The organism is Pseudomonas sp. Mb7 (genome assembly GCF_054790525.1).
In genome coordinates this window covers 829,404-854,892 of record NZ_CP186501.1, presented here as the reverse complement: position 1 = coordinate 854,892, position 25,489 = coordinate 829,404, and the positions used below count along the sequence as shown (strand labels likewise).

Annotated in this window: 18 protein-coding genes; 9 read left to right on the top strand and 9 right to left on the bottom strand. The window is 57.7% G+C overall.

What is annotated here, in order from left to right; genetic code table 11:
- Window positions 1-102: 102 nt before the first annotated feature.
- Both ACOYXH_RS03915 and ACOYXH_RS03910 read right to left on the bottom strand, forming a co-directional pair.
- Window positions 103-501, bottom strand: a complete 399-nt coding sequence (locus ACOYXH_RS03915; RefSeq protein WP_095049294.1) for a DUF2177 family protein — start codon at window positions 499-501, stop codon at window positions 103-105.
- Window positions 502-604: 103 nt separating this feature from the next.
- Window positions 605-1,441 (bottom strand): CvfB family protein, encoded by an 837-nt coding sequence (locus ACOYXH_RS03910; RefSeq protein ID WP_095049293.1) that lies wholly within the window; start codon window positions 1,439-1,441, stop codon window positions 605-607.
- Between the two features lie 340 nt (window positions 1,442-1,781).
- Between ACOYXH_RS03910 and ACOYXH_RS03905 the strand changes: the two genes are divergently transcribed.
- From ACOYXH_RS03905 to ACOYXH_RS03895, 3 genes are all read left to right on the top strand, one after another.
- Window positions 1,782-1,970 carry a hypothetical protein gene (locus ACOYXH_RS03905; RefSeq protein WP_170844885.1) on the top strand — a complete coding sequence of 63 codons (189 nt, stop codon included), beginning with the start codon at window positions 1,782-1,784 and terminating at the stop codon, window positions 1,968-1,970.
- A gap of 205 nt (window positions 1,971-2,175) precedes the next feature.
- On the top strand, window positions 2,176-2,892 hold the full coding sequence (locus ACOYXH_RS03900; protein ID WP_258709414.1) for a TorF family putative porin: 717 nt from the start codon (window positions 2,176-2,178) through the stop codon (window positions 2,890-2,892).
- A 78-nt stretch (window positions 2,893-2,970) separates the two neighbouring features.
- A complete protein-coding gene (locus ACOYXH_RS03895) occupies window positions 2,971-3,840 on the top strand; it encodes a DUF6279 family lipoprotein (RefSeq protein WP_460063384.1) in 870 nt (289 codons plus the stop codon).
- Window positions 3,841-3,961: 121 nt separating this feature from the next.
- Here the strand turns inward: ACOYXH_RS03895 and ACOYXH_RS03890 are convergent, their stop codons facing one another.
- Window positions 3,962-4,354 (bottom strand): transcriptional regulator, encoded by a 393-nt coding sequence (locus tag ACOYXH_RS03890; protein WP_220558295.1) that lies wholly within the window; start codon window positions 4,352-4,354, stop codon window positions 3,962-3,964.
- A 172-nt stretch (window positions 4,355-4,526) separates the two neighbouring features.
- Here ACOYXH_RS03890 and ACOYXH_RS03885 point away from each other — a divergent pair, with 172 nt between their 5' ends.
- The gene (locus tag ACOYXH_RS03885) at window positions 4,527-5,261 is read left to right on the top strand and encodes a DUF899 domain-containing protein (RefSeq protein WP_220558294.1); all 735 of its coding nucleotides are present in this window, start codon (window positions 4,527-4,529) and stop codon (window positions 5,259-5,261) included.
- A gap of 73 nt (window positions 5,262-5,334) precedes the next feature.
- Here the strand turns inward: ACOYXH_RS03885 and ACOYXH_RS03880 are convergent, their stop codons facing one another.
- Both ACOYXH_RS03880 and ACOYXH_RS03875 read right to left on the bottom strand, forming a co-directional pair.
- Window positions 5,335-5,841 carry a hypothetical protein gene (locus ACOYXH_RS03880; protein WP_220558293.1) on the bottom strand — a complete coding sequence of 169 codons (507 nt, stop codon included), beginning with the start codon at window positions 5,839-5,841 and terminating at the stop codon, window positions 5,335-5,337.
- A complete protein-coding gene (locus tag ACOYXH_RS03875; protein WP_460063381.1) occupies window positions 5,838-17,063 on the bottom strand; it encodes a two-partner secretion domain-containing protein in 11,226 nt (3,741 codons plus the stop codon). Before ACOYXH_RS03875 ends, ACOYXH_RS03880 begins: the two co-directional genes overlap by 4 nt.
- A gap of 445 nt (window positions 17,064-17,508) precedes the next feature.
- Between ACOYXH_RS03875 and ACOYXH_RS03870 the strand changes: the two genes are divergently transcribed.
- From ACOYXH_RS03870 to ACOYXH_RS03860, 3 genes are all read left to right on the top strand, one after another.
- Window positions 17,509-17,784 carry a hypothetical protein gene (locus tag ACOYXH_RS03870; protein ID WP_038358513.1) on the top strand — a complete coding sequence of 92 codons (276 nt, stop codon included), beginning with the start codon at window positions 17,509-17,511 and terminating at the stop codon, window positions 17,782-17,784.
- Window positions 17,785-18,054: 270 nt separating this feature from the next.
- Entirely contained in the window at window positions 18,055-18,639 is a 585-nt protein-coding gene (locus tag ACOYXH_RS03865; RefSeq protein WP_095049288.1) for a papain-like cysteine protease family protein, read from the top strand.
- Between the two features lie 12 nt (window positions 18,640-18,651).
- The gene (locus ACOYXH_RS03860; protein ID WP_220558291.1) at window positions 18,652-19,251 is read left to right on the top strand and encodes a hypothetical protein; all 600 of its coding nucleotides are present in this window, start codon (window positions 18,652-18,654) and stop codon (window positions 19,249-19,251) included.
- A gap of 55 nt (window positions 19,252-19,306) precedes the next feature.
- Here the strand turns inward: ACOYXH_RS03860 and ACOYXH_RS03855 are convergent, their stop codons facing one another.
- Window positions 19,307-20,647: a DEAD/DEAH box helicase gene (locus ACOYXH_RS03855; RefSeq protein ID WP_038358505.1), complete on the bottom strand. Its 1,341-nt coding sequence runs from the start codon at window positions 20,645-20,647 to the stop codon at window positions 19,307-19,309.
- A gap of 191 nt (window positions 20,648-20,838) precedes the next feature.
- On the opposite strand from ACOYXH_RS03855, the gene ACOYXH_RS03850 reads away from it, so the two are divergent.
- Window positions 20,839-22,137 carry a mechanosensitive ion channel family protein gene (locus ACOYXH_RS03850; RefSeq protein WP_095049286.1) on the top strand — a complete coding sequence of 433 codons (1,299 nt, stop codon included), beginning with the start codon at window positions 20,839-20,841 and terminating at the stop codon, window positions 22,135-22,137.
- A 91-nt stretch (window positions 22,138-22,228) separates the two neighbouring features.
- Here the strand turns inward: ACOYXH_RS03850 and ACOYXH_RS03845 are convergent, their stop codons facing one another.
- The 3 genes from ACOYXH_RS03845 to ACOYXH_RS03835 form a co-directional block, all read right to left on the bottom strand.
- Window positions 22,229-23,086: a carboxylate/amino acid/amine transporter gene (locus ACOYXH_RS03845; RefSeq protein WP_095049285.1), complete on the bottom strand. Its 858-nt coding sequence runs from the start codon at window positions 23,084-23,086 to the stop codon at window positions 22,229-22,231.
- 284 nt (window positions 23,087-23,370) lie between these two features.
- Window positions 23,371-23,970, bottom strand: a complete 600-nt coding sequence (locus ACOYXH_RS03840) for an FMN-dependent NADH-azoreductase (RefSeq protein WP_095049283.1) — start codon at window positions 23,968-23,970, stop codon at window positions 23,371-23,373.
- A 230-nt stretch (window positions 23,971-24,200) separates the two neighbouring features.
- Complete coding sequence (locus ACOYXH_RS03835; RefSeq protein ID WP_460063377.1) at window positions 24,201-24,515, bottom strand: 3-phosphoglycerate kinase; 315 nt, start codon at window positions 24,513-24,515, stop codon at window positions 24,201-24,203.
- 49 nt (window positions 24,516-24,564) lie between these two features.
- Between ACOYXH_RS03835 and ACOYXH_RS03830 the strand changes: the two genes are divergently transcribed.
- Complete coding sequence (locus ACOYXH_RS03830) at window positions 24,565-25,488, top strand: LysR family transcriptional regulator (protein WP_007914443.1); 924 nt, start codon at window positions 24,565-24,567, stop codon at window positions 25,486-25,488.
- Window position 25,489 lies beyond the last annotated feature (1 nt).

The window sequence follows — 25,489 nt, the reverse complement described above, 5'->3', positions numbered from 1 at the left end:
CGCCGCCATTCGCGAACGAGCTCGCTCCCACTTTGGAATGCGTTCCCCTGTGGGAGCGAGCCTGCTCGCGAAGAGGCCGGCATGGCTTACCTGCATTTCGGATCAGACCTTGCCAAACCGCCTCGCCAACAAAAACCCGACGCTACAAGCCACAGCAGTAGCAAACATACCCCACGCCCAATCCATCAGCGTCACCTGCACCGACCAGCCGCGCAACGTCGCCCAATTGGTCAGGTCATAGGTGCCATAAGCCACCAGCCCCAACAACGCGCCCCGCTTCGCCGCCCACTGCCAGGTCGCCGCAGGCAGCACCACAAACACCACGCAGCCAAATACATACAGGCAATAAAAAACCGCTGCGGGAATCAGCAGCGGTTTTTCGAGCATCAGCGGGCCGAGCAGTTCGCGATAGGTCGGCGCCATCAACAGGCCGAGCCAGATACCGTCGAGCAACAGAAACGCAATCAGCGTCGCAACATAGGCAACCAGAGACTTCTTCATCACACCCGCCCTCATGTAGGAGCTGCCGAAGGCTGCGATCTGTTGATCTTCAAAGTCAAAAGATCGCAGTCTTCGGCAGCTCCTACATGGGGCCAGCGGTGTCTCAGGTTAGTTCAATACGATCGGCGTGAATGACGATTTTGCCTTCCTTGTACAGCGCACCGATGGCCTTCTTGAAGTTGCCCTTGCTGACGCCGAACAGGCTGCTGATCAATGCTGGATCGCTCTTGTCGCTGACCGGCAACGTGCCGCTGTTGTCACGCAACTTGGCGAGGATCTTCGAGTTCAGGCTGCTCGCCGCTTCCTGGCCAACCGGTTGCAAGCTCAGGGCGATCTTGCCGTCGGCACGCACTTCCTTGATGTAGCCCTTCTCGCTCATGCCGGCGCGCATGAACTTGAAGATTTCGTTCTTGTGAATCAAACCCCAGTGCTTGTTGTTGATGATCGCCTTGAAGCCCATGTCGGTGGCTTCGGCAACCAGCAGATCAACTTCCTGACCCTGACTGTAATTGGCCGGAGTCTTGTCGAGGTAGCGATCCAGTCGCGCAGTGGCGGTGATACGGCGGGTGTGCTTGTCGAGGTAGACATGCACCACGCAGTATTCGCCGGCGGTCATCTGGCGCTTCTCTTCGGAATACGGCAGCAACAAATCCTTCGGCAGCCCCCAATCGAGGAACACACCGATGCTGTTGACTTCAACGACTTTCAGACTGGCAAATTCGCCGACCTGCACTTTCGGTTTTTCCGTGGTGGCGAGAAGTTTGTCTTCGCTGTCCAGATAAACAAAAACGTTGAGCCAATCTTCATCTTCGGTCGGAATATCTTTTGGGATATAACGATTAGGCAAAAGAATCTCGCCATCGGCTCCGCCATCCAGATATAAACCGAAGTTAGTGTGTTTAACCACTTGCAAACTGTTGTAACGCCCGACTAAAGCCATTTCCAGAACCCTCATTGCGTGGGCGGCATTCTACCCGTTTTTATCGTGGCCGTCGGGTGACAGATCGGCACGCTTGTGAAACCGGTTCAACACCTTGATTTTCCTCGGGCGCAGCCGGGCCGAGGTGCCGCTCGTCAGACAGGCACGAACGCTCATGACTGAATATTTCAATGCACGCGCACATAAATGTTGCTATTTAAAACAGCAGGTTAGCCGGATATTTCGAATATTGGATCGAGAATAATGCAGCAATGCGGTTGGTTATTCCGGGGGATATTTACCAAGCAATTGTCAAGTTATTCCTGTACGATGCCTGGCCGAGTTACTTTTCTACAGGTTAATGGCCGCCATGCGTGTAAAAGCATCCTCCAGCAAAGCAAAGCCAGCTCCAGCCGTTGAAACCAGCGAATCGATCAACGATCAGATCGCAGCGTTTCTCAAGTCTGGTGGCGAGATTCAGCAAATTGCCAAAGGCGTCAGTGGCCAGACATTCGGCCCGTCCAAGCAGATCAGCCTGGGCAAGAAGTAACACCGGTTTTACACCCGTCCAGAGGCGCTTTGAGCTTTGAAGCGCCTGGACTGGCACCGCGTAACCTCCCTCCTTTTTAAACAAAATTCCTTGTAAATCGACGAACGGCCTTCAATGCCGATCATTCGCCGGTATCCTTGCACGCGTCTAGATCAAGCGTTTCAGCAGGCCCGCCTTCCTGCGCTCGCTGTTCATGGAGTGACGCATGCGCAAACCTTCCTGTTTATTGCTCGTAAGCCTGATAGTCGGCTCGACCGCGCACGCGCAGATTTTCCAGCGTGAACTCGGCGACTTCGATCTCAAACTCGGTACCACGCCCACGCGCAGCATGGCTCAAGGCCTGGTCAAACCGGCGGCAGTCGGTTCCTTCCATGGCGGCCTCGACCTGAGCCACGACAGCGGCCTCTATGTCGGCCAGTACGCACCGAGCATGGGCATCTCCCCGGGCAAGAACCTCGAAATCGACTCCTACGTCGGATTTAAACAACCTTTCGATCAGACCCTCGGCTATGAAGTCGGCATGATCCACTACAGCTATCCCAAGGTAGACACTCTCGACAGCCAGGAGCTGTTCGGTGGCCTGACCTTGCTCGGCAGTCGTTTCGGCGTGGCCTTCAGCAATGACCCGGATAAACAGAACAACACGTTGTTTGCCGATCTTGGCGGCAACCAGCCATTCGGCATCGGCGTCAGCATGAAATACACCACCCACCAACTGAACACGCCAGTGGCCGTGGACGGTGGTTATGTCGGCAGTTTTACCGATTGGTCGGTGAAATTGTCCCGACCATTCATGGGCGTCGACCTCGATCTGATCTACAGCGACTCCAGTCTCAGCGGCAGCGATTGTTCGGCCTACTCCGGGCACAACAGCGAGTGCGACGGCCTCGTCACCCTCAAGGCTGCGCGCGCGTTCTATTGATTGGCTGAACTGCCGGGTTCATTCTGCGTTCACATAGGAATCAGTTCCTCGAAGCCAGGCTCACGCAAGGATTCGCCCATGTCTCGCTGGTTCAAACACATCGCCGCACTACTGATTTTCACCCTCGCCCTCGGCGCTTGCAGCCGTGTCGGCCTGGCCTATCGCAACCTCGATGTGATCATTCCATGGACGCTCAGCGACTATCTGGACATGAACGGCGAGCAAAAGGACTGGTTCAACGAGCGGCTCAAGGATCACTTGAACTGGCATTGCACCACACAATTGCCGGGTTACCTGGACTGGCTGGATCGTTTACAAACGATGGTCGAGACCAATCAGGTCAACGATGCCGCATTGCAGGCGCGCACTGCGGAAGCCAAGCAGGCGATTGCCGAAACCGCTCGAGAGATCACCCCGTCGGCAATCGAGTTGCTGCAAGGGCTGGATGACAAGCAAGTGGCCGAGATGAATGACGCGTTTGCCAAGGATCTGCGCAAGCGTCAGCAGGAATACCTTAAACCACCGCTTGATCAGCAAATTGCCGAACGCGGGGCGCGAATGGTCAAACGTCTGAACGACTGGCTCGGCCCCTTGAGTGCCACGCAAGAGCAGCGGGTAATGACGTGGTCGACCGCCCTGGGCGATCAGTACACCCAATGGATTGCCAACCGGGCCCATTGGCAAAAGCAATTCAGTGCAGCCGTCGCACAACGCAAAAGCCCCGAATTCCCACAGAGAATCGAGACGCTTCTGGTCAATCGCGAGAGTTTATGGACAGCGGATTACCGCAAGGCCTTCGCCGAAACCGAAGCGCAGGGACGCTCTCTGGCGGTGGACTTGATGGCCAAAAGTACGCCGCAACAGCGTCAGCGGTTGTTGAAGAAGATCGAAGGAGTGCGCAAAGACTTCAACGACCTCAAATGCCTCAAGGCCGCGCAAAAAACCTGAAGACTCCTAAATCCAATTGTAGGAGTGAGCCTGCTCGCGATAGCGGTTTCCAGTCAACATTGATGTCACTGGAAGACCGCTATCGCGAGCAGGCTCACTCCTACAGGGGATCTGCATGAACTCAGGCGATCTGGGCTTTCGAAGCCACTTCCTCAAAGGTCGCCTCGGCCAGCGCATCCTCCTGCTCATCCAGCACCTGACGCGGGTGATCATTGCCAGGAATGCTGCTGTCGATCAGGCTCAGCAAGCTGGAACCGCGCGGGGTCAGAACAAAATTGTTTCCGGTGCTGCCCTCCTCATCCGGGCGCGGTGCGATATAGCCGCGCAAGAGCAACAACCGTTCATAGTCGCAAGCCAGCGTTTTCAGATGATCCAGATTCTCGATCGGCTCGCCGGCGCTGGCTTTCGCCGCCGCATAATCTTCGGCGTAAGCCCGAGGGGCAAAACTGTGGCCGGCACTGTTCTGCACTTCGTGCAGTAAGCGTTCAATCAAATCCCAGTTATAAGTCGTCATCCTGATACAACCTCCGGTGCGCGTGATTTATGGCGCGTTCATAGGTTGTGACCGGAGTGGCTGTCAGCCGTTCAGCCGCATTTCCCGCAGCGACCGACCGGCGGTCTGTCGATCCTGCGCAGGGTTAAACGACTAGTCTGAAACAGGCTTCAACCCCGCAGGAGAAATCATCATGAACGTTGAGAATCATCCGGTGGTGTCGCGCGAAGAATGGCTCGCCGCCCGTAAGCAGCATCTCGCTGACGAAAAAGCTTTCACCAAAGAACGCGACCGCCTCAGCGCCAAACGTCGCGCATTGCCATGGGTAAAGGTCGACAAGGACTACCGCTTTCAGGGCCCGAACGGCGAATTAAAGCTGGGGGATCTGTTCGGTAAACACAGCCAACTGGTGATCTACCACTTCATGTTTGCCAAGGACTGGAAGGAAGGTTGCCAGGGTTGCTCGTTCCTCAGCGACCACATCGACGGTGCCAACCAGCATCTGGCTCATCACGACATCGCCGTGGTTGCGGTTTCGCACGCGCCGTTCAACGAGTTCCAAGACTTTAAACGGCGCATGGGCTGGAAGTTCGACTGGGTGTCGTCGGAAGGTTGCGACTTCAACTATGACTTCGGCGTTTGTGCCCGGGCTGAGGATGTCGCGGCCGGAAAGGCTACGTACAACTACGAAAAGACTGACAGTGCTGAGGAAGAAATGCCTGGTCTGAGCGTGTTTTATCGTGATGCAAAGGGCGACATCTTCCACACCTACTCAACTTACGCTCGCGGTCTGGACATGCTCGTCGGCGCCTATAACTACCTCGACCTTACGCCCAAGGGCAGGAATGAGGACGAGATCATGGAGTGGGTGCGGCATCATGATCGGTATGACGGGGAAAAAGTGTCCAGTTGCTGCCACGAAAAATAAGTAGCGAGTAGACGGAAATTGTGGGGTGGGAGCGCTCACTAGTGCCCTCTTTCGCATCCTTCCGGGCGCCTGTTCAGGGACTCTGAATTGTTTTGTTGCCCGAGCGGTAAGTATCAATGTTTCCCTGAGGAAGGAACAATCGGGCGGCGAACCAACACGTCGCCAGTGATGCGAAAAACACGCCCGACAACTCCATCAGATAATCCGAAATCCCGCCGCCCTTAATGTCTTCGTCGAACACCACGAGCAGGACGAAACAAAACACCCACCCGGTGGCGACACTGGCACCCGCCAGTGCCACCAGCGAACAGTTCGCCGTCGTCCTCCTGACCTTCAGCAATGAAATTGCCCCTGCCAATATTAAAAAGGGCAGGAGGAAAATCAGTTGCGCAAGAAATGGCGCTAATAGCGGCATCAGAACCAGTTCGCCTCCCCTGACCTCGCCCAAGAGTTTCGGGGTATTGACCAAGTGAGCAAGCAGAGTGATGGTCTTGATGATCCCCCCAATGAATCCCAAAACGAACGGGCATAAAAGAAACGCCAGGAAAACCCTGCGGCGTGGATACCCCGTCTTACTCATGGTGCGCAACCCTGGCTTTTCGAAAGACCCAGCAATTTACAGCCATATTCGACCCTTGAGTCGTAATTCAAAATAATCACGCCACCATCGACGCCCTGTTTGTCGCCAATAAACGGGTTGAGGGATGTATCTGTTGCGTACTTGCCAACCGTTTGAAAGAACGTGTGATCACCCAGAAACTTCTCATGAATGGTCTGCAACAACGACTGCTCGTTCTTCAATTGTTTGATATCCCAGCCTGCCGGATCCGTAGCGTTTTTATTGTAAAGGTCTTTGAAGTTATCAAACCCGCCTGTAATCAACGCATCGCCAGCCGCTTTACGCCAGTCATAAACGGGCGCCAGGAACCAGCCCAGACCAAAGCTGAGGAACGATGCATTGCCATCTGCGCCCAGACCGGTCAACGGCGCTCGGGAAACGGTCTCAGCGCCTCCAAACCATGACGCGCCTATTCCGAGTTGTTGCTCATACACATTGCTCGCACCGAAAAAGTTGGCTCGGTTATCGATCGTGTTCAGATAGGTCACCAGACGATCAGAAGCACCTTGGGTGTTGTAGAGATAGTCAAAGGTCGTTTGCGATGTACGTGCCACGTCTTTGTGCATGACATTCCACGCATCCTGCATGGCAATGTATTTGAGTGCCGAGTTGACCGCCGTGCGGCAGCCATCACTTTGGGGGGCCTTGTCACACATGCTGCGCATTTCCGAATCGAGAAATTCGCTCAGCTTTTCGGCCTTGGCGATGGCAGCGTCTTTCTGTTCCTTCGTCGTGCAGGTTTTGCCATTGAGACAGTTTTCGACTTCCTCGAAGGCTTGGTGAGACAGATAGTTGTAAAGCGTTCCATTGGCGGCCACCGAAGCGGCGATACCCACATCGCTACCGGAAGCGGCAGCGCCCAACACCCCCACTATTTGTGAGACGGCGAGCAGATTGGCCTGCGCCTGAATGTATTCAGGGGTTCCCGGAACATAGTTTTCCGGCAAGAGCTTATCGCCCAGCAAACCGACCAGAAACTCGTTGGCACCACCGGCAAGCGCTCCGGTGCCGAAATCTCCGCCCATGGCTTTGGACACCAGACCGCCGAGTCCGGCGTGCAGGAGAATTTTCTCCAGGCTGCCCTCGGGCAGTTTCAGGTCGCCAATTTCCCCAGCGCCCATGGCTGCGCCGATGCTGGCCAGCGTTCCGGCCGCAGAGCTGACCAGGTTGTCCTTGAAGCTGCCTCCGTAGACGACGGTTTTGATCAACGCATCGGCAGTCACTTTGGTCGCCACGGCCTTGAGCCCCTCCGGCGTCAGAGTGATATTGCCCACATCGAACTTCATTCCCTGAGTAACGCCTGCAGTTGCCGCCGCCACGACGTAGCTTTTCAAGGCATCTTCGGACGTAACGTCCTTGAGCACTTTTCCAAGGTTACCGCGGTTGTCGATCGTGCTGACCGTCGCTTTGGTTGCGGCGGTAATGGCGACTCCCTGCAACATTGCGTTCATGCCGGCCATCATCGGTCCGAGGATGGCAGCCATGGCGATGGCAATGATCAGTTGTGAAGCTGGCCCCAATCCGGAGTTCTGGTATTTGAAAGACTCATGAATCTCCTTGACCTGCCGCCAGTCCACATCGCCACGTTCTTCTGCCTGTTTAAGCCAGGCCATCTGCGGATCGGCCTTGACCATGGCATCAATGGACTCGCTGACCGTTTGCTGATTGACCTGCTTTACATCGATTTTCAGGCCATCGACCGCTTTGATGACGATGTCGCCCTTGGCAAACATCTGCGTCTGACGGAACGTTTCGTCGGTATTGCCCTTACCTTTGGAAGAGTTCCAGAACGCATTATTGTTGGTTTTCGTATGGCTCTCATCGTGCAGATCCTTCACGCCTTCAAAGACAATCTGCCCACCACTGTCCAACAGGATGTCGCCACCGCTGTTGAGTTTCGCGACCTGGAATCGTTGATCGCCGCCACTCACTACAGCCAGGTTTCCACCGGTCGTAATCTCACTGCCAACGTTCGTCACCTGCGTGACTTCGTCATGCTTCAATTTCTTTTTGCCAAAACTGCCTTTGTCTTTTTTGTCGTACAAAGAGTAGTCCGTGTCTTGTGCGGCAAGCACTTGAATATCGTTCTTCGCCACCAGATAGGCTTCATCGCCAGCGGTGATACGACTGGAGATCAGCGCCAAATCATTACCTGCCCGGATCGCGACATCACCACCGGCAGTGATCGTGCTGGCAATCTGTTTAACGTGATCTTCCTGAGTCGTGAGTTTTTTGGTTTTTGAATAGGAGTGACTTTCATCAGCGGCTGAAGCAATCGTCACATCACCCTCTGCAACGAGGGTGAAATTGCGCTTGGCATTCATGTCACTGCCCACGGCGGCAAAGTCACGGCCCGCACTCATCAGGATATCGCGTCCGGCATTGATGCTGGATCCGTACTGTGTGATGGAGCTGCGTTGTTCCTTGCCGCCACTGTCAACGCTCAGCTGTTGGGCCGAAGCGATGGCGATATCTCGACTGGCCTCGATCCGCGTGTCTCCCCCACTGGACATGGCCCCACCGATGCCAAGCACGTCCCGGCCCGAGAAGATGGTCAGATCATTGGCTGCTTCGATACGTGCAGCGCTATCAACGTAGTCACGTTGCTGGATTTGGCCCTTGTTGTTGAAGACCATACTGTTGACCGTGCGCTCGTTGATGACGTCTCCGGTCAGCGTCACCATAGTGACATCGCGTCCGGAAATGACACCGCCTGATTTATTGATGATGTCATGGGTGGCTAGCAGCCCCAGCCGATTCCCCGCCTCAATCAAGCCACTGTTGGTCAGGTCTTGCCCGGCACTGGCCGCCAGATTGTTGGTAGCACGCAACGTTCCTGCGTTGGTCAGGTTCTGGCCAGCGATCAGGTCAACATCATTGCCCTGGATCAGCGCACCGTTCGGCGCCAGGCGGTTATCGGCATGGGCTAGATACAAGACAGGCACGAGCACCTTCTCACCGTTCACTTCGTGCTCTTCGAGCCAGACGATGTCGTGGGTCAGTGCCGCCACTTGCTGGGCGGTCAAGGTCACGCCCATCGACAGGTTGAGTTCATTCTTGCTGGCGATGGCGTTGTTCATCAGGTACTTGAACATGGCTTCGTCGGAGGTCTGGCCGTCGATGAAACGCTGGCCGGTGCGGGCGACCACGGCTTGTTGCACCAGGCGCTGTTCAAACAGGCCGTCGCCCAAGCGCTTGGCGCTGTTGTCGGGGTCGTAGCCGAGCTTGGCCAACAGATAGTCCGAACTCATGAACTGTTTGAGATCGGTGAGTACCGGGTTGGTCTCGATCAGATACTTGTGCGGGTTGGAACGCACGCTAGTGTCTGGCAGGCCCTGCACGCGCGGTACATCGAAGGCGCCATTGCCACGCGTTGGCAGCAGCACACCGACTGGCCCGTCAGCAGCCGTTGCACCCACGTTGAACTGCGCCGTTCTGTCGTTGAGATTCAGTGAGGCTGCATCACTCAACGCCAGGTCGCGCTTTTTCATCGAGACCGGATCGTCTTTGTCGATCTGGAAATCGGTGGCATGCCTGACCGGCATTCCGCCTGCATGGCCGGACGGTGCGGCAGTGATCGAGCCGATAGTCCAGTCTTTAGCCGCAACAATCGTCTGTTCGCTACCGTCCTTGCGGCTGAGTCGGAACAGGCCGTTATCACCGGTTGGCAAGTTGAAGCCCGGCAGGGCCAGCGGGTTGACTTGTTGTTGAGCCAAATCCGGAGGCAACTGCGGATTCAAGAAAACGACGGTGGGTTTGGCGGAGTTCTTTACCCCGGTGTCGGCCGTGTCTTTTACCGTGCCACCAAAATTGGTGTACGGGTTCAGGTTGCCGTTGTTGATCGTGGTTTTGGCGTTGATCTGGACCGCCTGGCCGGCCTGAACGATAGAGGAGACACTACTTCCGCCATTAGTGAACACTCGGTCGTCGCGCTGCTTGGTGCCCGCCAGAATCTGCGAAGGCACTGCGACTTCAGGTCCAATACCGAACTTGGTATTGACCCTGTTCATGAGTTGCTTGTCCAGCGATTGATAATCCCAGTGAGTTCCGCCCTTGTCGGGTTCGTGCCAGGTATCTATGTAGTCATATTGGTTTTTTGAGTTTCGGTCTGCATAGTTCTGCAGATCGACGCTGACCCAACTGGTTTGTTTATTCGGTAGCCCGCCTAGTTTATAAACGCGCATCCGTGTAAAGCTGCCCGACTGCAACCCGAAGTTATCGAAAGTATCGACGTCGAGTTTGATGTTCCTGCCTGCAGAAATCAGCGACGCAGTATTGGTGAAAGCCCCCACATTGGCAGTCAGATTTCCCGCCACCGAAAGCGATGCTTGCGGCCCTGTGATCGTCGAGGTCGATTCAAAGTTTTCATTGACGTAGAACGTAGTGCCGCTGAAGGTGATGTCGCCGGAGATAAACTTTTCCTCGCCTACAACCCCTTCCGTCTTGTTATTGAAGCTATTGGCCGACAGCGAAAAATCACCATCCACATTGATCGAAGCCGCGAGGTTATTGACACTGTTCGCCCGCCCGCCGTATTGCCCGCCAATCGTCAAATTGCCAATGCTGTAAACGTCACCGGTCTGGTTGGTGAAATCGTTAACCAGCAGACTCATATTGCCGCCGCTGAACACCAGGCCGCGGTTATTCACCAGATTTGCAGTGCTGATCGTCAGATCCTGCGCAGCCCCCAACGTACCGGTGTTGCTCACCGCACCGGCGTTGATCGTCATCGCATAGTTGGACGTCAGTCGTCCGCCGGCATTGTTCAGCAGGCCACCGACGTTAACGGTGGTCAGGCCACCACCTCCAATGCTTGAGGCGCTGGTCAGGCCCAGTTGCGCAGCATTGAAGGTCATATCGCCCAGACTGCTGACACGACCATTACCGCCGTAATTCCCGGACAGCTGGATATCCAGGCTGCCGTCACTGGCGATCAAGCCCTCGTTGCTCCAGTTGCCACCACGCCCCACCAGTTGATTCGAAGCGAGCAACTGCCCGCTCGCGGTCTGCACAAAATTGCCGACATTCACCGTCAACCGCCCCGCCTGAATCACGCTACTGTTGGTCCAGCTGTCCGCGTTGAGCGTCAGGCCGCCACGGGTCACCAGCGAGCCGCCGGCGTTCATCACGTTGGCGGTGGAGATGCCGAACTCGCCCAGACCGACATGCGTCACCGAACCGCCGGCATTTAGGAAGCTCGGAGCGGCCAGTGTGAAATCGGTGTTGGCGGTTTCCACCAGACCGTTGCGGTTGTCGAACTGGCTGCCGATCTGGAAATCGGTTTTGCCGCTGGTGCCGAGCGCGCGCAGCTTGCCGCCCTGGTTGTCGAGATTGGCCGCGCGAATCGCCAGTGTGCCGGCGCTTTCGATCAGGCCGCTGCGGTTACTCAGGTTGCCATCGGCACCCAGCTCGATGCGGCTGCCGCTGATCTGGCCGTTGTTGTTGCTCATCAAACCGGCGATGGTTTTCACCACGCCTTTGGCATAGATCCCGCCGCCGCTGTTGTCGAGGGTGTTGCCGCCAGCGTTGAGCAGGATGTTGCCGGTGTTGGCGGCGATTCGTCCGCCGTCGCTGTAGATGCCGCCCAGCGCTTGCAGGTCGAGGCGACTGCCTTCGATCTTGCCGCCCTGACCGTTGCGCAACACGCCGTTCAGGCGCGTTTGCAGCAGACCTTTGAGGCTTGAAAGCACCCCGCCACGGCTGTCGAGGCTGGCGGCGGTGAGGGTAAGGTCGCCGTTCTGGGCGATGATCTTGCCGCCCTGGTTGTCGATGGCGCCAGTGCCCGTGATCACGGTCAGCGCGGTCATGCTTTGCACCGCGCCTTTGCCGTTGTTCAGTGCGGCGGCGGTGAGGGTTACACCGGCATCGCGGCTGGAAATCAAGCCATCGTTTTCATTATGCAGCGTGCCGCCAGCGGCGATATCCAGTTGATCTTTGGCCGACAGGGTGCCGCGTTGGCTGTTGTTCAAATCGCCGCTGGTAAACAGGCTCAGCAGGGTCTGGCTAATCAATTGCCCGCCGCGGTTATCAATGCTGGTGGAGCGGTTGATCAAGAATGCGCCGGTACTGCCCAGAGTCCCATTGATATTGCTGAGAGCGCCGAGCAGGTCGAGGGTGACGCTGTCATCACCAACCAGACTGCCGCTGGTGTTGTTCAGTTGCGTGCCAGTGAAATTCAGGGCTTTGGTGGCGCTGATTCTGCCGGAGGTGTTGTCCAGCGTGGCGGCACGGATATCCAGTGCGTCGCCACTTTCGATCAAGCCACCCGCGGTGTTGCTTATGTTGCCGCCGCTGATGGTCAACGTCTGCTTGCCGCCGCTCGTGACGATGCCGTTGCTGTTGTCCAGACTGGTAGCCTTGATGCTCACCTCGCCTTTGCCGCCCACGCCCCCATTGCTGTGGTTGATCAACGCGCCACTGAGGTCGATGCTGGTGTTGCCGAGCAGACTGGAGACGGTGCCTTCGCGACTGTTATCGAGCGTGCCGCCTGTAAGGGTGACACTCTTCCAGCCCGAAATCAGTCCACCCTGGTTTTTCAGTTCGGCAGCCGTGAGGCTCAACTGATCATTGCTGATCAGGTTGCCGCCGCGGTTATCGAAACGGTTTCCGGTGAGGCTGAAGCTGTTGACGCTGGAGATTTCGCCTTGCTGGTTATTCAAGTCACGCAGGGTGGCGATGCTCAGCACGCCTTTGCTGTTGATCACGCCGTTCTGGTTATTCAGGTCGCGCAGATGGGCAATGCTCAACACACCTTTGCTGCTGATCACACCGTCTTGGTTATTCAGATCCTGCGCGGTGGTGCCCAAGTCCATACTCAAGCCGGAAACGCCGACCAGCGTGCCACCCTGATTGTTCAGACCGGTGCTGTTGAGGGTCAGTTGTTGCGCGGCGCGAATGCTGCCTTTGTTGGTGTTTGTCAGCAGGCCATCGACAGTCACCTCGATGTCGCTGTCACTGAGCAACACGCCGCCATCGCTGTTATCCAGACTCGCCGCGCGAACCTGCAACGCCGCAGCGGCAATCGTGCCTTTGATCGAGGTCAGCGCCTTGTCGAGGGTCAGGGTGAGTTTCTGGTTGCTCAGCAGTTGGCCGCCGCTGTTGTCCAGCGATGTGGCGATCAGTTCAAAAGCCTTGTCGCTGGAAATCTCGCCGCCACGGTTGTTCACGTCGGAGAGGTTTTTCAGTAGTAACTGGTCCGGCGCGTTGATCACGCCGCCCTGGTTATTCAGCGCGCTGCCGTTCAGATCGACACTGACGGTGCCGCCGCTGAACAGTTTGCCGCCCTGCTGGTCGAGGCCTTGGATATTGGCGGTCAGCGTCTTGCCCGCGCCGAGGCTGCCTGCGGTGTTGGTCACCTGACCGGCATTGATCTCAACGTGGTCGGCCGCGTAAATATTCGCTTGGCTGTTGTTGAACTCGCCAGTGCTGATGTTGAGGTTGGCCTTGCTGCTGATCACACCTTTTTGCTGGTTATCCAGCGCATCGCTGTTGACGGTCAGATCGCCATCGGTCAGCAGGCTGCCGCCCCGGTTGCTGATGGCGCCGCGCGTATCGACGGTGAGCGCTTTGGCGCTGGAGACCGTGCCGGCGTCGTTGTTGAGGCTAGCGGCGTTGATCGCCAAGGCGCCTTCGCTGACGACGCTGCCCTGTGCGTTGTTCAGCTCCCCGGAGAGGTTGATCACGAGGTCTTTCTGGCTGGTCAGGCGACCACTGTTTTCCAGTGTCTTACCGGTCAGTGTCAGCCCTGTGTCACCGGACAGCAGGCCTTTATTGCGGTTGATGACGTCGTTGACGGTCAGAGCCAGATTGCCTCCCGCGAGCATGTAGCCGCTGTCGCTGTTATCGAGCCAGGCGCCGATCAGACTGACATCGCTCTTGCTCGACAGCTCGCCGCTGCGGTTGTCGACACGCTCGACGTTGAGCTTCAGCGCATTAGTCGAACCGATCAGACCTTCCTGACGGTTATCCAGACTCGCGGCGATGATCGTCAGGCCGTTGTCGGCGATGACCACGCCGTTCTGGTTATCGAACATGCCAGTCACGCTGAAATCGACATCACCGCGTACGCGAATGTCACCGCTGCTGTTGTTCAAACTGTCGCTGCGACTGTCGAGGCTGGCGGAAGCGATCAGGCCTTTGACGTTGCTCAAGGCGCGGTCGATGGCCAAGGTGAGCTTTTCATTGCTGAGCAGTTTGCCGCCGTCGTTGTTCAGGCTTTGCGCGTTGACGCTCCAAGCCTTGGCGGCGGAGATTTCACCGGCGCTGTTGTTGACGTCCTTGAGGTTTTTCAGCAGCAACTGGCCCGGCGTATGGATATTGCCGCGCTGGTTATTGAGCAGACCGTTGTTCATGTCCAGGGTCAGGTCGCCGTTGCTGAACAGCTCTCCGCCATCCTGCTCCAGCGAGGTCAGCGACGCCTCGAGTTTCTGCTGACTGCCGAGGCTGCCGCCGGAGTTGTCCAGGTGCGCGGCGGTCAATAATAGTGAGCCATCGGTGGCGATACTGCCGCCCTGGCGGTTCTTCAACTCACCGGTAGTCAGGGTCGAATCAGCCTTGGCGCTGATGATGCCGTTGTCGCTGTTGTCCAGACTGCCACTTTTAAAGGTCAGGCCTTTCTGCGAAACGATCAGGCCGCCCTGACTCAGCACGGAACCGCTGGCGGTCAGCGCCATCGCTTCAAGGCTCGACAGTTTGCCCAGACGGTTGTCGAGGCTACCGGCGCTGAGGGTCATCTGCCCTTCGCTACTGATCAGGCCTTGCTGGTTGTCCATGGCCTCGTCGAAGGTCAGCCCGAGCGTGTTCTGGCTGACGATGCGCCCGCCAACGTTGCTCAGGCCGATGCCGCTGAGGGTGCTCGCGCCTTTGCTGAAAATCAGGCCGTTGGTGGCGTTGATGATCTGCGCGACTTTCAGCGCCAGTGTGGTGTCGGACAGCACCTTGCCGCCATCGCTGTTGTCCAGGCGCGAACCGTTGATGTGCAAATCCAGCTGGCTGGACAGTGTGCTGGCGCGGTTGTCGATCTGCTCGACGTTGACGGTCAAAGTCTTGAGCGAACCGACCAGACTGTCCTGATGGCTATTGAGGGTTTTGCCGGTCAGCAGCAGATTGCCTTCGGCGACCAGTTCACCGTGTTCTTGATTGAGGCTGTCGATGTTGGCGTCGATATCACCCTTGGCGGAAACCCGTCCGCCATCGTTGGTCACGGCTTTGGCTTTGAGGCTCAACACGCCGCTCGAGGTCAGCAGACCGCCATTGCTGTTGTTCAGCGTGTTGCCGTCGAAGCTCAGCGCAGTCTTGCTTTCGAGGCGGCCCTTGTCGCGGTTGTCCAGGTTGTCGATCAGCAGTTTGGCGGCCTGATCGGCGCGAATCGTCCCGCCACGGTTGTCGGTGTTGGCGCTGCTGACGGTCAGGGTGTCGAGGCTGGAAATCTTGCCGGCGCGGTTATCCAGGCGCGTGGCCTGCACGTCCATGGCGCCGTTGGCCTGGATCAGGCCCTTGTTCTGGTTGTTCAGTTGCTCGCTGATCCGCGTGGTCAGCGTGCCTTCGCTGGTCAACTGGCCTTGCTGGCTGTTGTCGAGTTGTTGGGCTTTTACCAGCAAGGTCTGTTTGGCGCCGATCTTGCCGGTGCGGTTGTTGATCGCGCCTAGGGCGCTGATGTCGAGCAGACGGCCGGCGCTCATCAGGCCGGCAACATTGTCCAGCGAGGTGACGTTGAGAACCGCGTCGGTCTGGCTGCTGAGTTCGCCGTTGCTGTTGATCAACTGGCCGATGTTGGCGGTGAGGCTGGCGTTGCTGGTGATCACGCCTTGGCTGTTGAGCACCTGCGCGGCGTTTAGGTTCAGGGTGGTGTTGCTCTGCACCTTGCCGGCGTTGCGGTTATCCAGCGTGCCGGCGCTGATCGCAGCGGTTTGGCCGCTGAGCGTACCGCCCTGGTTGTTCAGGGTTTGTGCGGTATTGATGGTCAGATTGCGGCTGGCAGTAAGGCTTTTGCCAGTGTTGTCGAGGTTCTGTGCCGTGAGGCTCAGGTCACCGTTGGCATTGCGGCTGCCGTCGGCGTTGACGCCGGCTTCGATGGCGCCGGCGTTGGTCAGTTGGCCGCCGGCGCTGAGGGTGAGGCTGTCGCGGGCCGCGAGGGTCTGGCGGTTGGTCAGGTTGCCCTGGGTTTGCACGTTCAGCGCGGTGCCGGCGTAAACCGGGCCGCGTGCGTCGAGGCTGGCCGCCTTGACGTTGACCGCGCCGGTGGCCGAGGTGTCGGCCAGACTCAGTTGGCCGTTGGCGTCGAGCTGGATATCGCCGCCGCTGGCAATCAGCTTGCCGTCGAGTTTCACCCCGACCCCGGCCTCGGTGCCGACCAGTTTGATCGCCCCGGCGTACATGCCGCCGAGTGCCGAGGAGTCGATGGCCAGTTGCGGCTTGGTGCTGCCGTCATCGGCGCGGGCGGTGGCATTCAGGGTTTGTGCGTTGACATCGTTGCGACCGGCGACAATCGTCAGGTTCTGCGCCTGAATCTCGGCGTTGATCTTCGCGCTGCGGGTGATGATTTCGAAGCGGTCGACATTGGTCGCGTTGAGTCCCGCGCCTTCAATAGCGACGCTGCCCTGATCAACTTGAAAGCGATCCAGCCGACCGTTGTCGAGCACTGGTTTGCCGGTGGTCAAAGTCACACGCGGTGAGTTGATGAAACCGCACCCGTTGCACGTGATGCCGTAAGGGTTGGCGACAATCACCCGCGCCGACTGCCCCGCCACTTCGGTGTAACCGCGCAACTGGCTCGGGTTGCCACTGATGACTTCGTTGAGAATCGCCTGTGCCGAACCGCTGTTTTTCAGGTTCGGGTTGTCGATGATGTGCCCGCCCAACTGCGTCAGATTATTCTGCGTCGAACCGTTGTTGAGAATCAGCCCCTGCGCGCCGACGTTGTAGTCGTGGAACTGGTTATGCGACAGCCCGCTGGCATTGGGCGTGGCGATATTGATGATCGGCACGCCGTTGCCGGCGCGATCCAGCGAGGTGTTCGGGTTGGCCACGACAATGCCGTCGGCCTGCGCCCACATCGGTTGCCAGAACATCACGTTCGCCAACAGGAACGCCAGGCCGCGCTTGGGCATGCCAAGGAATAAATCGCGTTTTTTCACGGCAGCGGCAGGCTGACAAGCAAGGAAGGCGTAATGGCGAACGTCCATGTTTAAAGTCTCTTTGCAACGGGCAAGTTGATCGGGGCAATCGACAGGCAAAGCAGTCCCTACCCGGAAAAAAAACAGGCTGCCGGGAGAGTGAAAGAAACAAATGGGGATAAATGCGCGTTTCGGTCAGAACGTCCAAAACGATGCGAAAACAATCGCAGTGCAGACTGCGAAAAGTCGGTTCGATCCCTCGAAAGCGCACATTGATATCAATGTGATGGCGCGATGGTAGATTGCCATCATTCTGGCGTCAATAAGTCGTAACAAGGCTTTTTGGGCAACCGCTCTAGAACGCGGCTTTTCGGGACATAATCGAAATTTTGCCGAAAATAGCGACTTATCGGTCACACAAATCGACACGCATCACGTGCATTGCACTGAACTTTTCCAGGCCAGCAGCCCTCAACCGATCAACTCGCCTTGACCGGAACTGAGGCCGCCCTCCATGAAAATCCTTAACACATTATTGATCGCCACCACCCTTGCCTGCGCCCTGCCCGTCTGGGCCTGCACGCCGGAAGAAGCCACCGCCAAACGCGAACAACTGGCCAAGGAAGTCGCCAAGCTCACCGAACAGAATCCGGCCAAGGCCAAGGAGATCAACGCCGAGTTGCAGAAGATGGATCTGGGCACGGCCAGTGCCGATCTGCCGGATAAATGTCAGTTGATTGATCAACGGTTGAAAGAGTTGGGCACGGCGGAGAAAAAAGCGGAAAGCTAAAAGCCAGATTAAAAGATCGCAGCCTGCGGCAGCTCCTACATCGATCCCTGTAGGAACGGCCGAAGGCTGCGATCTTTTGACCCTGAAAATGCATTTATGCATTTATTTATTTATTTATTTGCATTAACGCATATTCACATCTACGGTTACATCGAGCAACGAGATCGGAACCGGCCATCGGAGATGGCAACCCTTGCACACCGATCGCTCGGCAACACCGCTACACCCACACAAGCTGGACGCTTGTTTTCACTCATGGAGGATTGAAAAATGTTAACCACAGCAGCAACACAATTCACCGGCGAATCACTGCCAAGGTGCCTGGCCAGTCACCTGCTCGACCCACAACTGGTCGAAGTCGAGGCCGCTGAACAAATCAGCGCCCTCGCCGCCGGCAGCCTTAACTTCAACATGCAGAAACAGACCCAGACCAACTGGTGCTGGGCGGCCGTTTCCGCCTCGGTCGGTAACTATTACGGCACCGGCAACTGGACGCAGTGCGGCGTGGCCAGCACTCAGCTCGACCGCAACTGCTGCAATCAGCCGGGGCCGTGCAACGTCTACGGCTATCTGGATTCCGCTCTGCAAACCACCCGTAGCTACAACGGCATGAATCAGGGCTCGCTACAGATGTCGGCCATCCAGAACCAGATCAGCATGGGCCGCCCGGTCGGCCTGCGCTGCGCCTGGTACGGCGGCGGTGCGCACTTCCTGACGATCTACGGCACCAACGGCGATTACGTATTGGTTGCGGACTCGATCTACGGCTATTCGACCCGCGCACTGAACGCGTTCCCCCGCGCCTACAACGGCGGCGGCAATTGGACTCACACTTACTTCACCGTGAAAAACTAGGAGGGCGACATCATGCAACTGACTTATCCAAAGGCGCCTTCCAACGGCGTACAGACCTTGCGCCCGGCGCTGCAAGCGGCACTGCAAACCCAAGGCTTTGGCGCCAATCGCCAGTTCGCCAACGCAGCACCTGCAAAAATCAGCCTCAGCGAAGCCTATCGTGGCTACTCGTTGAACCTGGAAGACCTGAGCAGCGGCAAAGGCCTGAAGGATGCCCGCCTCGGCGACTGGCATTACCTGGTGTTTGCCGACGGCGTGACGATTGCCGATGCGCAATTGGCCGAGGTGCGCGGGCATGTCGAATTCGCCTCGTTGAACCACGGCGATCACGCCGCTGCGACGGTAGGTGCGCTGAAACTGGCGGAACAAGCGCCGCAATTGCAGGGTAAAAACGTTGAGCTGCGCGTGCTGTTTGTCTCGGCGCTGCATGTTGTGGCGATCTGGCTGCACGCCGACGGTGAGGACGTGCTGATCCCGATCGAGCCGACGCCGAAGGAGCTGGCGGTCACGCGGTTGTACAGCGAGGCAGCCTTGCTCGCAGCATTGAAACCGGTAGCTGATCAGGCCAAACGGCGCTTTGATGCCGACACCAGTGGCCAGCTCGGCAACTGATGGACGAAAAAAAACCCGGACACTGTCCGGGTTTTTTATGCTCGCTAGAAACGCCTTACTCAGCCGCAGGCTCTGCTGGCTTGCGACGCTTGAGCGGTGCCATGCCATCGCTGCTCACCAACGAGTCCGGCTTCGGACGGTTGACGCTCTTGCGCTTGGTCGGCGTTTTGGCGGCGGTTTTCTTCTTGTCGCCCTTGGCGTCGGTCTTTTTCTTCTTCACACCAACGGCTTTGCCCGAGGCCTTGACCTTTTTCGGTCCGCCGTAGGTGCCTTTGACTTCCTTGATGGTGCGGCGCTCGAAGCTCTGCTTCAGGTAGCGCTCGATGCTCGACATCAGGTTCCAGTCGCCGTGGCAGATCAGCGAGATCGCCAGACCGTCGTTGCCGGCGCGGCCGGTACGGCCGATGCGGTGCACGTATTCGTCGCCGCTGCGTGGCATGTCGAAGTTGATCACCAGATCCAGGCCATCAACGTCCAGACCACGGGCCGCGACGTCGGTAGCGACCAGAATCTTCACGCCGCCCTGCTTCAGACGGTCGATCGCCAGTTTGCGATCCTTCTGGTCTTTCTCGCCGTGCAGCACGAACGCTTTGTATTCCTGAGCCACGAGACGGCCGTAGATACGGTCGGCCATGGCGCGGGTGTTGGTGAAGACGATGGCCTTCTGATAGGTCTCGTTGGCCAGCAACCAGTTCACAATCTGCTCTTTGTGCTGATTGTGGTCAGCGGTGATGATTTGCTGGCGAGTGGTCGAGTTCAGTTGGCTGACCGCATTGAGCTGCAAGTGCTCAGGGTTGTTCAGCACCTTGCCGATCATCTCGCGCAGGCCGGAACCGCCGGTGGTGGCGGAGAACAGCATGGTCTGCTGACGGTTAGGACATTCGTCGACCAGACGCTGTACGTCTTCGGCGAAGCCCATGTCGAGCATGCGGTCGGCTTCGTCGAGCACCAGCACTTCGACTTCTTTGAGGTCGAGGTTGCCGGCGTTGAGTTGCTCGATCATCCGGCCCGGGGTACCGATGAGGATGTCTGGCACTTTGCGCAGCATCGCGGCCTGGACCTTGAAGTCCTCACCGCCAGTGATCAGGCCGGACTTGATGAAAGTGAACTGCGAAAAGCGTTCAACTTCCTTCAAGGTCTGCTGAGCCAGTTCACGGGTCGGCAGCAGGATCAGCGTCTTGATGCTGACGCGGACCTTGGCCGGGCCGATCAGGCGATTGAGGATTGGCAGAACGAAAGCGGCGGTTTTGCCGCTACCGGTTTGCGCCGTCACCCGCAGATCACGCCCTTGGAGCGCCAGCGGGATGGCCGCGGCTTGCACAGGCGTTGGCTCGACAAATTTCAGCTCGGCCACAGCTTTAAGCAGGCGTTCGTGCAGGGCGAATTGGGAAAACACGGGTGCTACCTCGAAGATATGCAAAAAAACAGCTGCATAGGTTACCGGTTTCGAGCGCTCAGGCCGAGTTTCTTTATACAAACGGACGTAATCAGTGGCTTTTTTGTTGCTCGATTTGTCTTGAACGGTAATACACGGCGTCTTAAATGCTCTAATCGCCCATCGCGTCTTACAGAAGAATCGTTGCTCATATGGATTTCAAACAGCTCTGGCTCAACGCCCAGGACCTCTGGGGCACCCTCGAACAGCATCCACTTTTGCAGGCCGGCCTAGCGCTGATGCTGCTGTTGGTCATCGCGCTAGTACTCGGACGAGTGGCGCGTTACCTGATCCTGCACGCCAGCCGCATGCTCGGCCGCCAGCCGGCGCTGCACTGGATCAATGATTTTCGCCACAACAAGGTGTTTCAGCGCCTGGCGCAGATGACGCCGTCGCTGGTGATTCAGTTCGGCCTGCATCTGGTGCCGGAACTGAGCAAAACCGCGATGACCTTTCTTGGGAACGTGGCGTTGTCGTTCACCATTCTGTTCCTGCTGCTCTCGGTCAGCGCTCTACTCAATGCCCTGCTCGACATCTATGCACGCACCGAACATGCGCGTACGCGCTCGATCAAAGGCTACGTGCAGCTGGCAAAAATGGTTTTGTACGTGTTCGGCGCGATCATCATCGTCGCCACACTGATCGACCGTTCGCCGCTGTTGCTGCTCTCCGGTCTGGGCGCAATGTCGGCGGTGATTCTGTTGGTCTACAAGGACACCCTGCTGTCGTTTGTCGCCAGTGTGCAGTTGACCAGCAACGACATGTTGCGGGTCGGCGACTGGATCGAGATGCCGCAAGTCGGCGCCGATGGCGATGTGGTCGACATCACCCTGCACACGGTCAAGGTGCAGAATTTTGATAAAACCATCGTCTCGATTCCGACCTGGCGGCTGATGTCGGAGTCATTCAAGAACTGGCGCGGCATGCAGCAATCGGGCGGGCGGCGGATCAAGCGCAGCCTGTTCATCGATGCCAGCGGCGTGCGTTTCATCCGTGACGACGAAGAAGAAAAGCTCTCCCAGGTGCACCTGCTCACCGATTACATGAGCCGCAAAAAAGCTGAACTCAAGGCGTGGAACGAAGCGCAGGGCAATGTCGCGGCGATGTCGGCTAACCGTCGGCGCATGACCAATATCGGCACGTTCCGCGCATATGCACTGGCGTACCTGAAGAGTCATCCGGAGATTCAGCCGAACATGACCTGCATGGTGCGGCAGATGCAGACCACGGCGCAGGGTATTCCGCTGGAGATTTACTGCTTCACCCGCACCACGGTGTGGGCCGATTACGAGCGGATTCAGGGGGATATTTTTGATTATCTGTTGGCGGTGCTGCCGGAGTTCGGGTTGAGCCTGTATCAGCAGCCGAGTGGTGGGGATTTGCGTTCTGGCCTGCTGCCGGCGGTACTTGGCGCGGCGAGCATTCCCGAGCCGCAAAAACACCTGATGTAACACACGATTCCCGTGTAGGAGCTGCCGCAGGCTGCGATCTTTTGACCTTAAAGATCAAAAGATCGCAGCCTGCGGCAGCTCCTACATGGGTTCATGCAGTGCGGCGGATGCCCAGTCGGCTGATCCATACGGCGGCAAGGATGACGCTGCCACCGAGGAACAATCTTCCAAGTTCCTCATGCTGATTCCAGATCAGCAGATTCAGCAGCAACCCCACCGGCACATGCAGATTGTTCATAACCGCCAGCGTGCCGCCGTTGACCATGCACGCACCCTTGTTCCACCAGTACATGCCCAGCGCGGTCGAGACCAGGCCGAGGAACAGCAACACGCCCCATTGCAGCGGCGCTTCTGGGAGGAAGTTGGCTTTGCCGAACATCAGGAATGCCGGCAGCACCACCGCCAGCGCGCCGAGATAGAAGAAGCCGAAACGCCGATAGTGCGGTAGATCGCTCGGGTGTTTCGCCACCAGATGCTTGTACATCACCTGCCCTGCCGCGTAGGTGAAGTTGGCCAGTTGCAGCAGCAGGAAGCCCATGAAGAAGTCCGGACTGACGCTGTCGAAACGAATCACCGCCGCCCCGCCCACCGCCACTAACGCGGCGATCAGCGCCCACGGGTTGAAGCGTCGGTTCAGCGCATCCTCGATCAACGTCACGTGCAGCGGCGTGAGGATGGTGAACAGCAACACCTCCGGCACCGTCAGCACGCGGAAGCTCAGATAGAGGCAGACGTAAGTTACGCCAAACTGCAAGGCGCCGATCATCAGCATGCCGCGCATGAACGAAGGTTCCACCGAACGCCAGCGGGTCAACGGAATGAACACCAGCCCGGCCAGCACCACGCGCACCAGCACCGCGAAGTAACTGTCGACATGACCGGCCAGATATTCGCCGATCAGACTGAAGGAAAACGCCTGGATCAGCGTGACAAAAAGTAGATAGCCCATGCTCGCCCCTAATTTGAATGGCGGCGACGATAGCGGTTTTCTGGTCTCACTGCGAATAGCCCGAAACACAACATTCCCCTGTGGGAGCGAGCAGGCTCGCTCCCACCAGGAGTTTTGCGTCGAAAAAAAATACAGGCAAAAAAAAGCCCGATCTCGCTAATGCGTTCAATCGGGCTACAGCACTCAGGAGCAACAAGTGCAAAGGGAGGTTCGATGCGCGTAGAGCCTTGAAGGGGTTGCGCCAGGTCACTTAAACAATCGGGGATTATCTGGCGATTAACCTATCAAGCAACCTGAGACAGTTTGGCGTTGGCCTGATTCAGGCCCTTTTCCTGGAAGTCGCCACCGAGGTTCATGCCCTCTGCATGAATGAAGGTCACGTCGTTGATGCCGATGAAACCCATGACCTGGCGCAGGTACGGTTCCTGATGGTCGGCCGGACCGCCGGCGTAGATGCCGCCGCGAGCGGTGAGCACGTAAGCACGCTTGCCGCTGAGCAGGCCTTGCGGGCCGGTTTCGGTGTACTTGAAGGTCACGCCGGCACGCAGCACGTGGTCGAGCCAGGCCTTAAGGGTGCTCGGGATGGCGAAGTTGTACATCGGCGCGGCCATCACCAGTACGTCGGCGGCGAGCAACTCATCAGTCAATTCGTTGGAACGATCCAGCGACGCTTGCTCGTTGGCGTTGCGCTGCTCGGCAGGCTTCATCCAGCCACCTAGCAGGTTGCTGTCCAGGTGTGGCACCGGGTTCACGGCGAGGTCACGCACAGTGATCTGATCGTTGGGATGCGCTGCTTTCCACTGACTGATGAAAGTCTGGGTCAGTTGACGGGAAACCGAGTCTTGCTGGCGGGCGCTGCTTTCGATGATCAGAACGCGGGACATGGTGTGTAGCCTCCATCCGAGAATGTTGTAGGTCGATGGAATGAAGGTTAAACAGAGTCGAATCGATGAAAAAGCGCAAATAATTGCTGCAAAGCATCGAATAATTCGTTTAGATGCTGACACACACCTTGTAGGAGTGAGCCTGCTCGCGATAGCGGTGTGTCAGTTAACACAGATGTATCTGACACACCGCTATCGCGAGCAGGCTCACTCCTACAAGGGATCGACCGTTATTTCGGGGTGCAGGTCAGTTTGATGCGCAGCTTGATGATCTCGCGGGTGAACTTGGCCGTGGCGTTTTTATGTTTGCCGGCCGGCACTTCGATGGTGCGGGTGCGCGGTGCTTCCGGGCCGTTGCTGAACACCGCCTTGCACGTTGCATCGACATCACCGTAGTTGGCCACCCTAATCGAGCCGATGTCGTTATCGGTGTCGTAGGTCTCGTAATCGATCTTCATGCCGTTAAGATCTTTCTGCACATCGATCGGGTAAGCAAAAGCAGTCAGCGGAAGCAGCGCCAGCAGCACACAACAGAATTTTTTCATTCGGCAGTCTCCATGAGGGACGGCCAGCTTAGGACAAGAGGAGCTATTGATGAAAGCGCCCCGCGTGACCCTGGATCAATGGCGAACATTGCAGGCCGTGGTCGACCACGGCGGATTTGCCCAGGCCGCCGAGGCCTTGCACCGTTCGCAATCGTCGGTGAGTTACACCGTCGCCCGCATGCAGGACCAACTCGGCGTGCCGTTGCTGCGCATCGACGGGCGCAAAGCCGTGCTCACCGAAGCCGGCGGCGTGTTGCTGCGCCGCTCGCGGCAACTGGTGAAACAGGCCAGTCAACTGGAAGACCTCGCCCATCACATGGAGCAAGGTTGGGAAGCCGAGGTGCGGCTGGTAGTCGATGCGGCTTACCCGAGCGCACGCATTGTTCGCGCGCTGACCGCGTTCATGCCGCAGAGTCGCGGCTGCCGCGTACGTCTGCGTGAAGAAGTATTGTCGGGTGTCGAAGAAGTGCTGCTCGAAGGCGTGGCCGATCTGGCCATCACCGGTCTGAGCATTCCCGGCTACCTCGGCGCGGAGCTGAGCGACGTCGAGTTTGTCGCCGTCGCCCACCCCGATCACCCGCTGCACCGGCTCAACCGTGAGCTGAGCTTTCAGGATCTGGAAACCCAGATGCAGGTGGTGATCCGCGACTCCGGCCGCCAGCAACCACGGGACGTTGGCTGGCTCGGCGCCGAACAGCGCTGGACCGTTGGCAGCCTCGCCACGGCGGCGACGTTCGTCAGCAGCGGCTTGGGCTTTGCCTGGCTGCCCCGGCACATGATCGAGCGGGAATTGAAGGATGGCTCGCTCAAGCTGCTACCGTTGGACAGGGGCGGCAACCGCAACTCCAGCTTCTATCTGTATTCGAACAAGGACAAACCCCTGGGCCCGGCCACGCAAATCCTCATCGAACTGCTGCGTACCTTCGACACTTTGCCGCTGGACGCACCGTTCGCCGCCCCTGAACAAGCCTGAC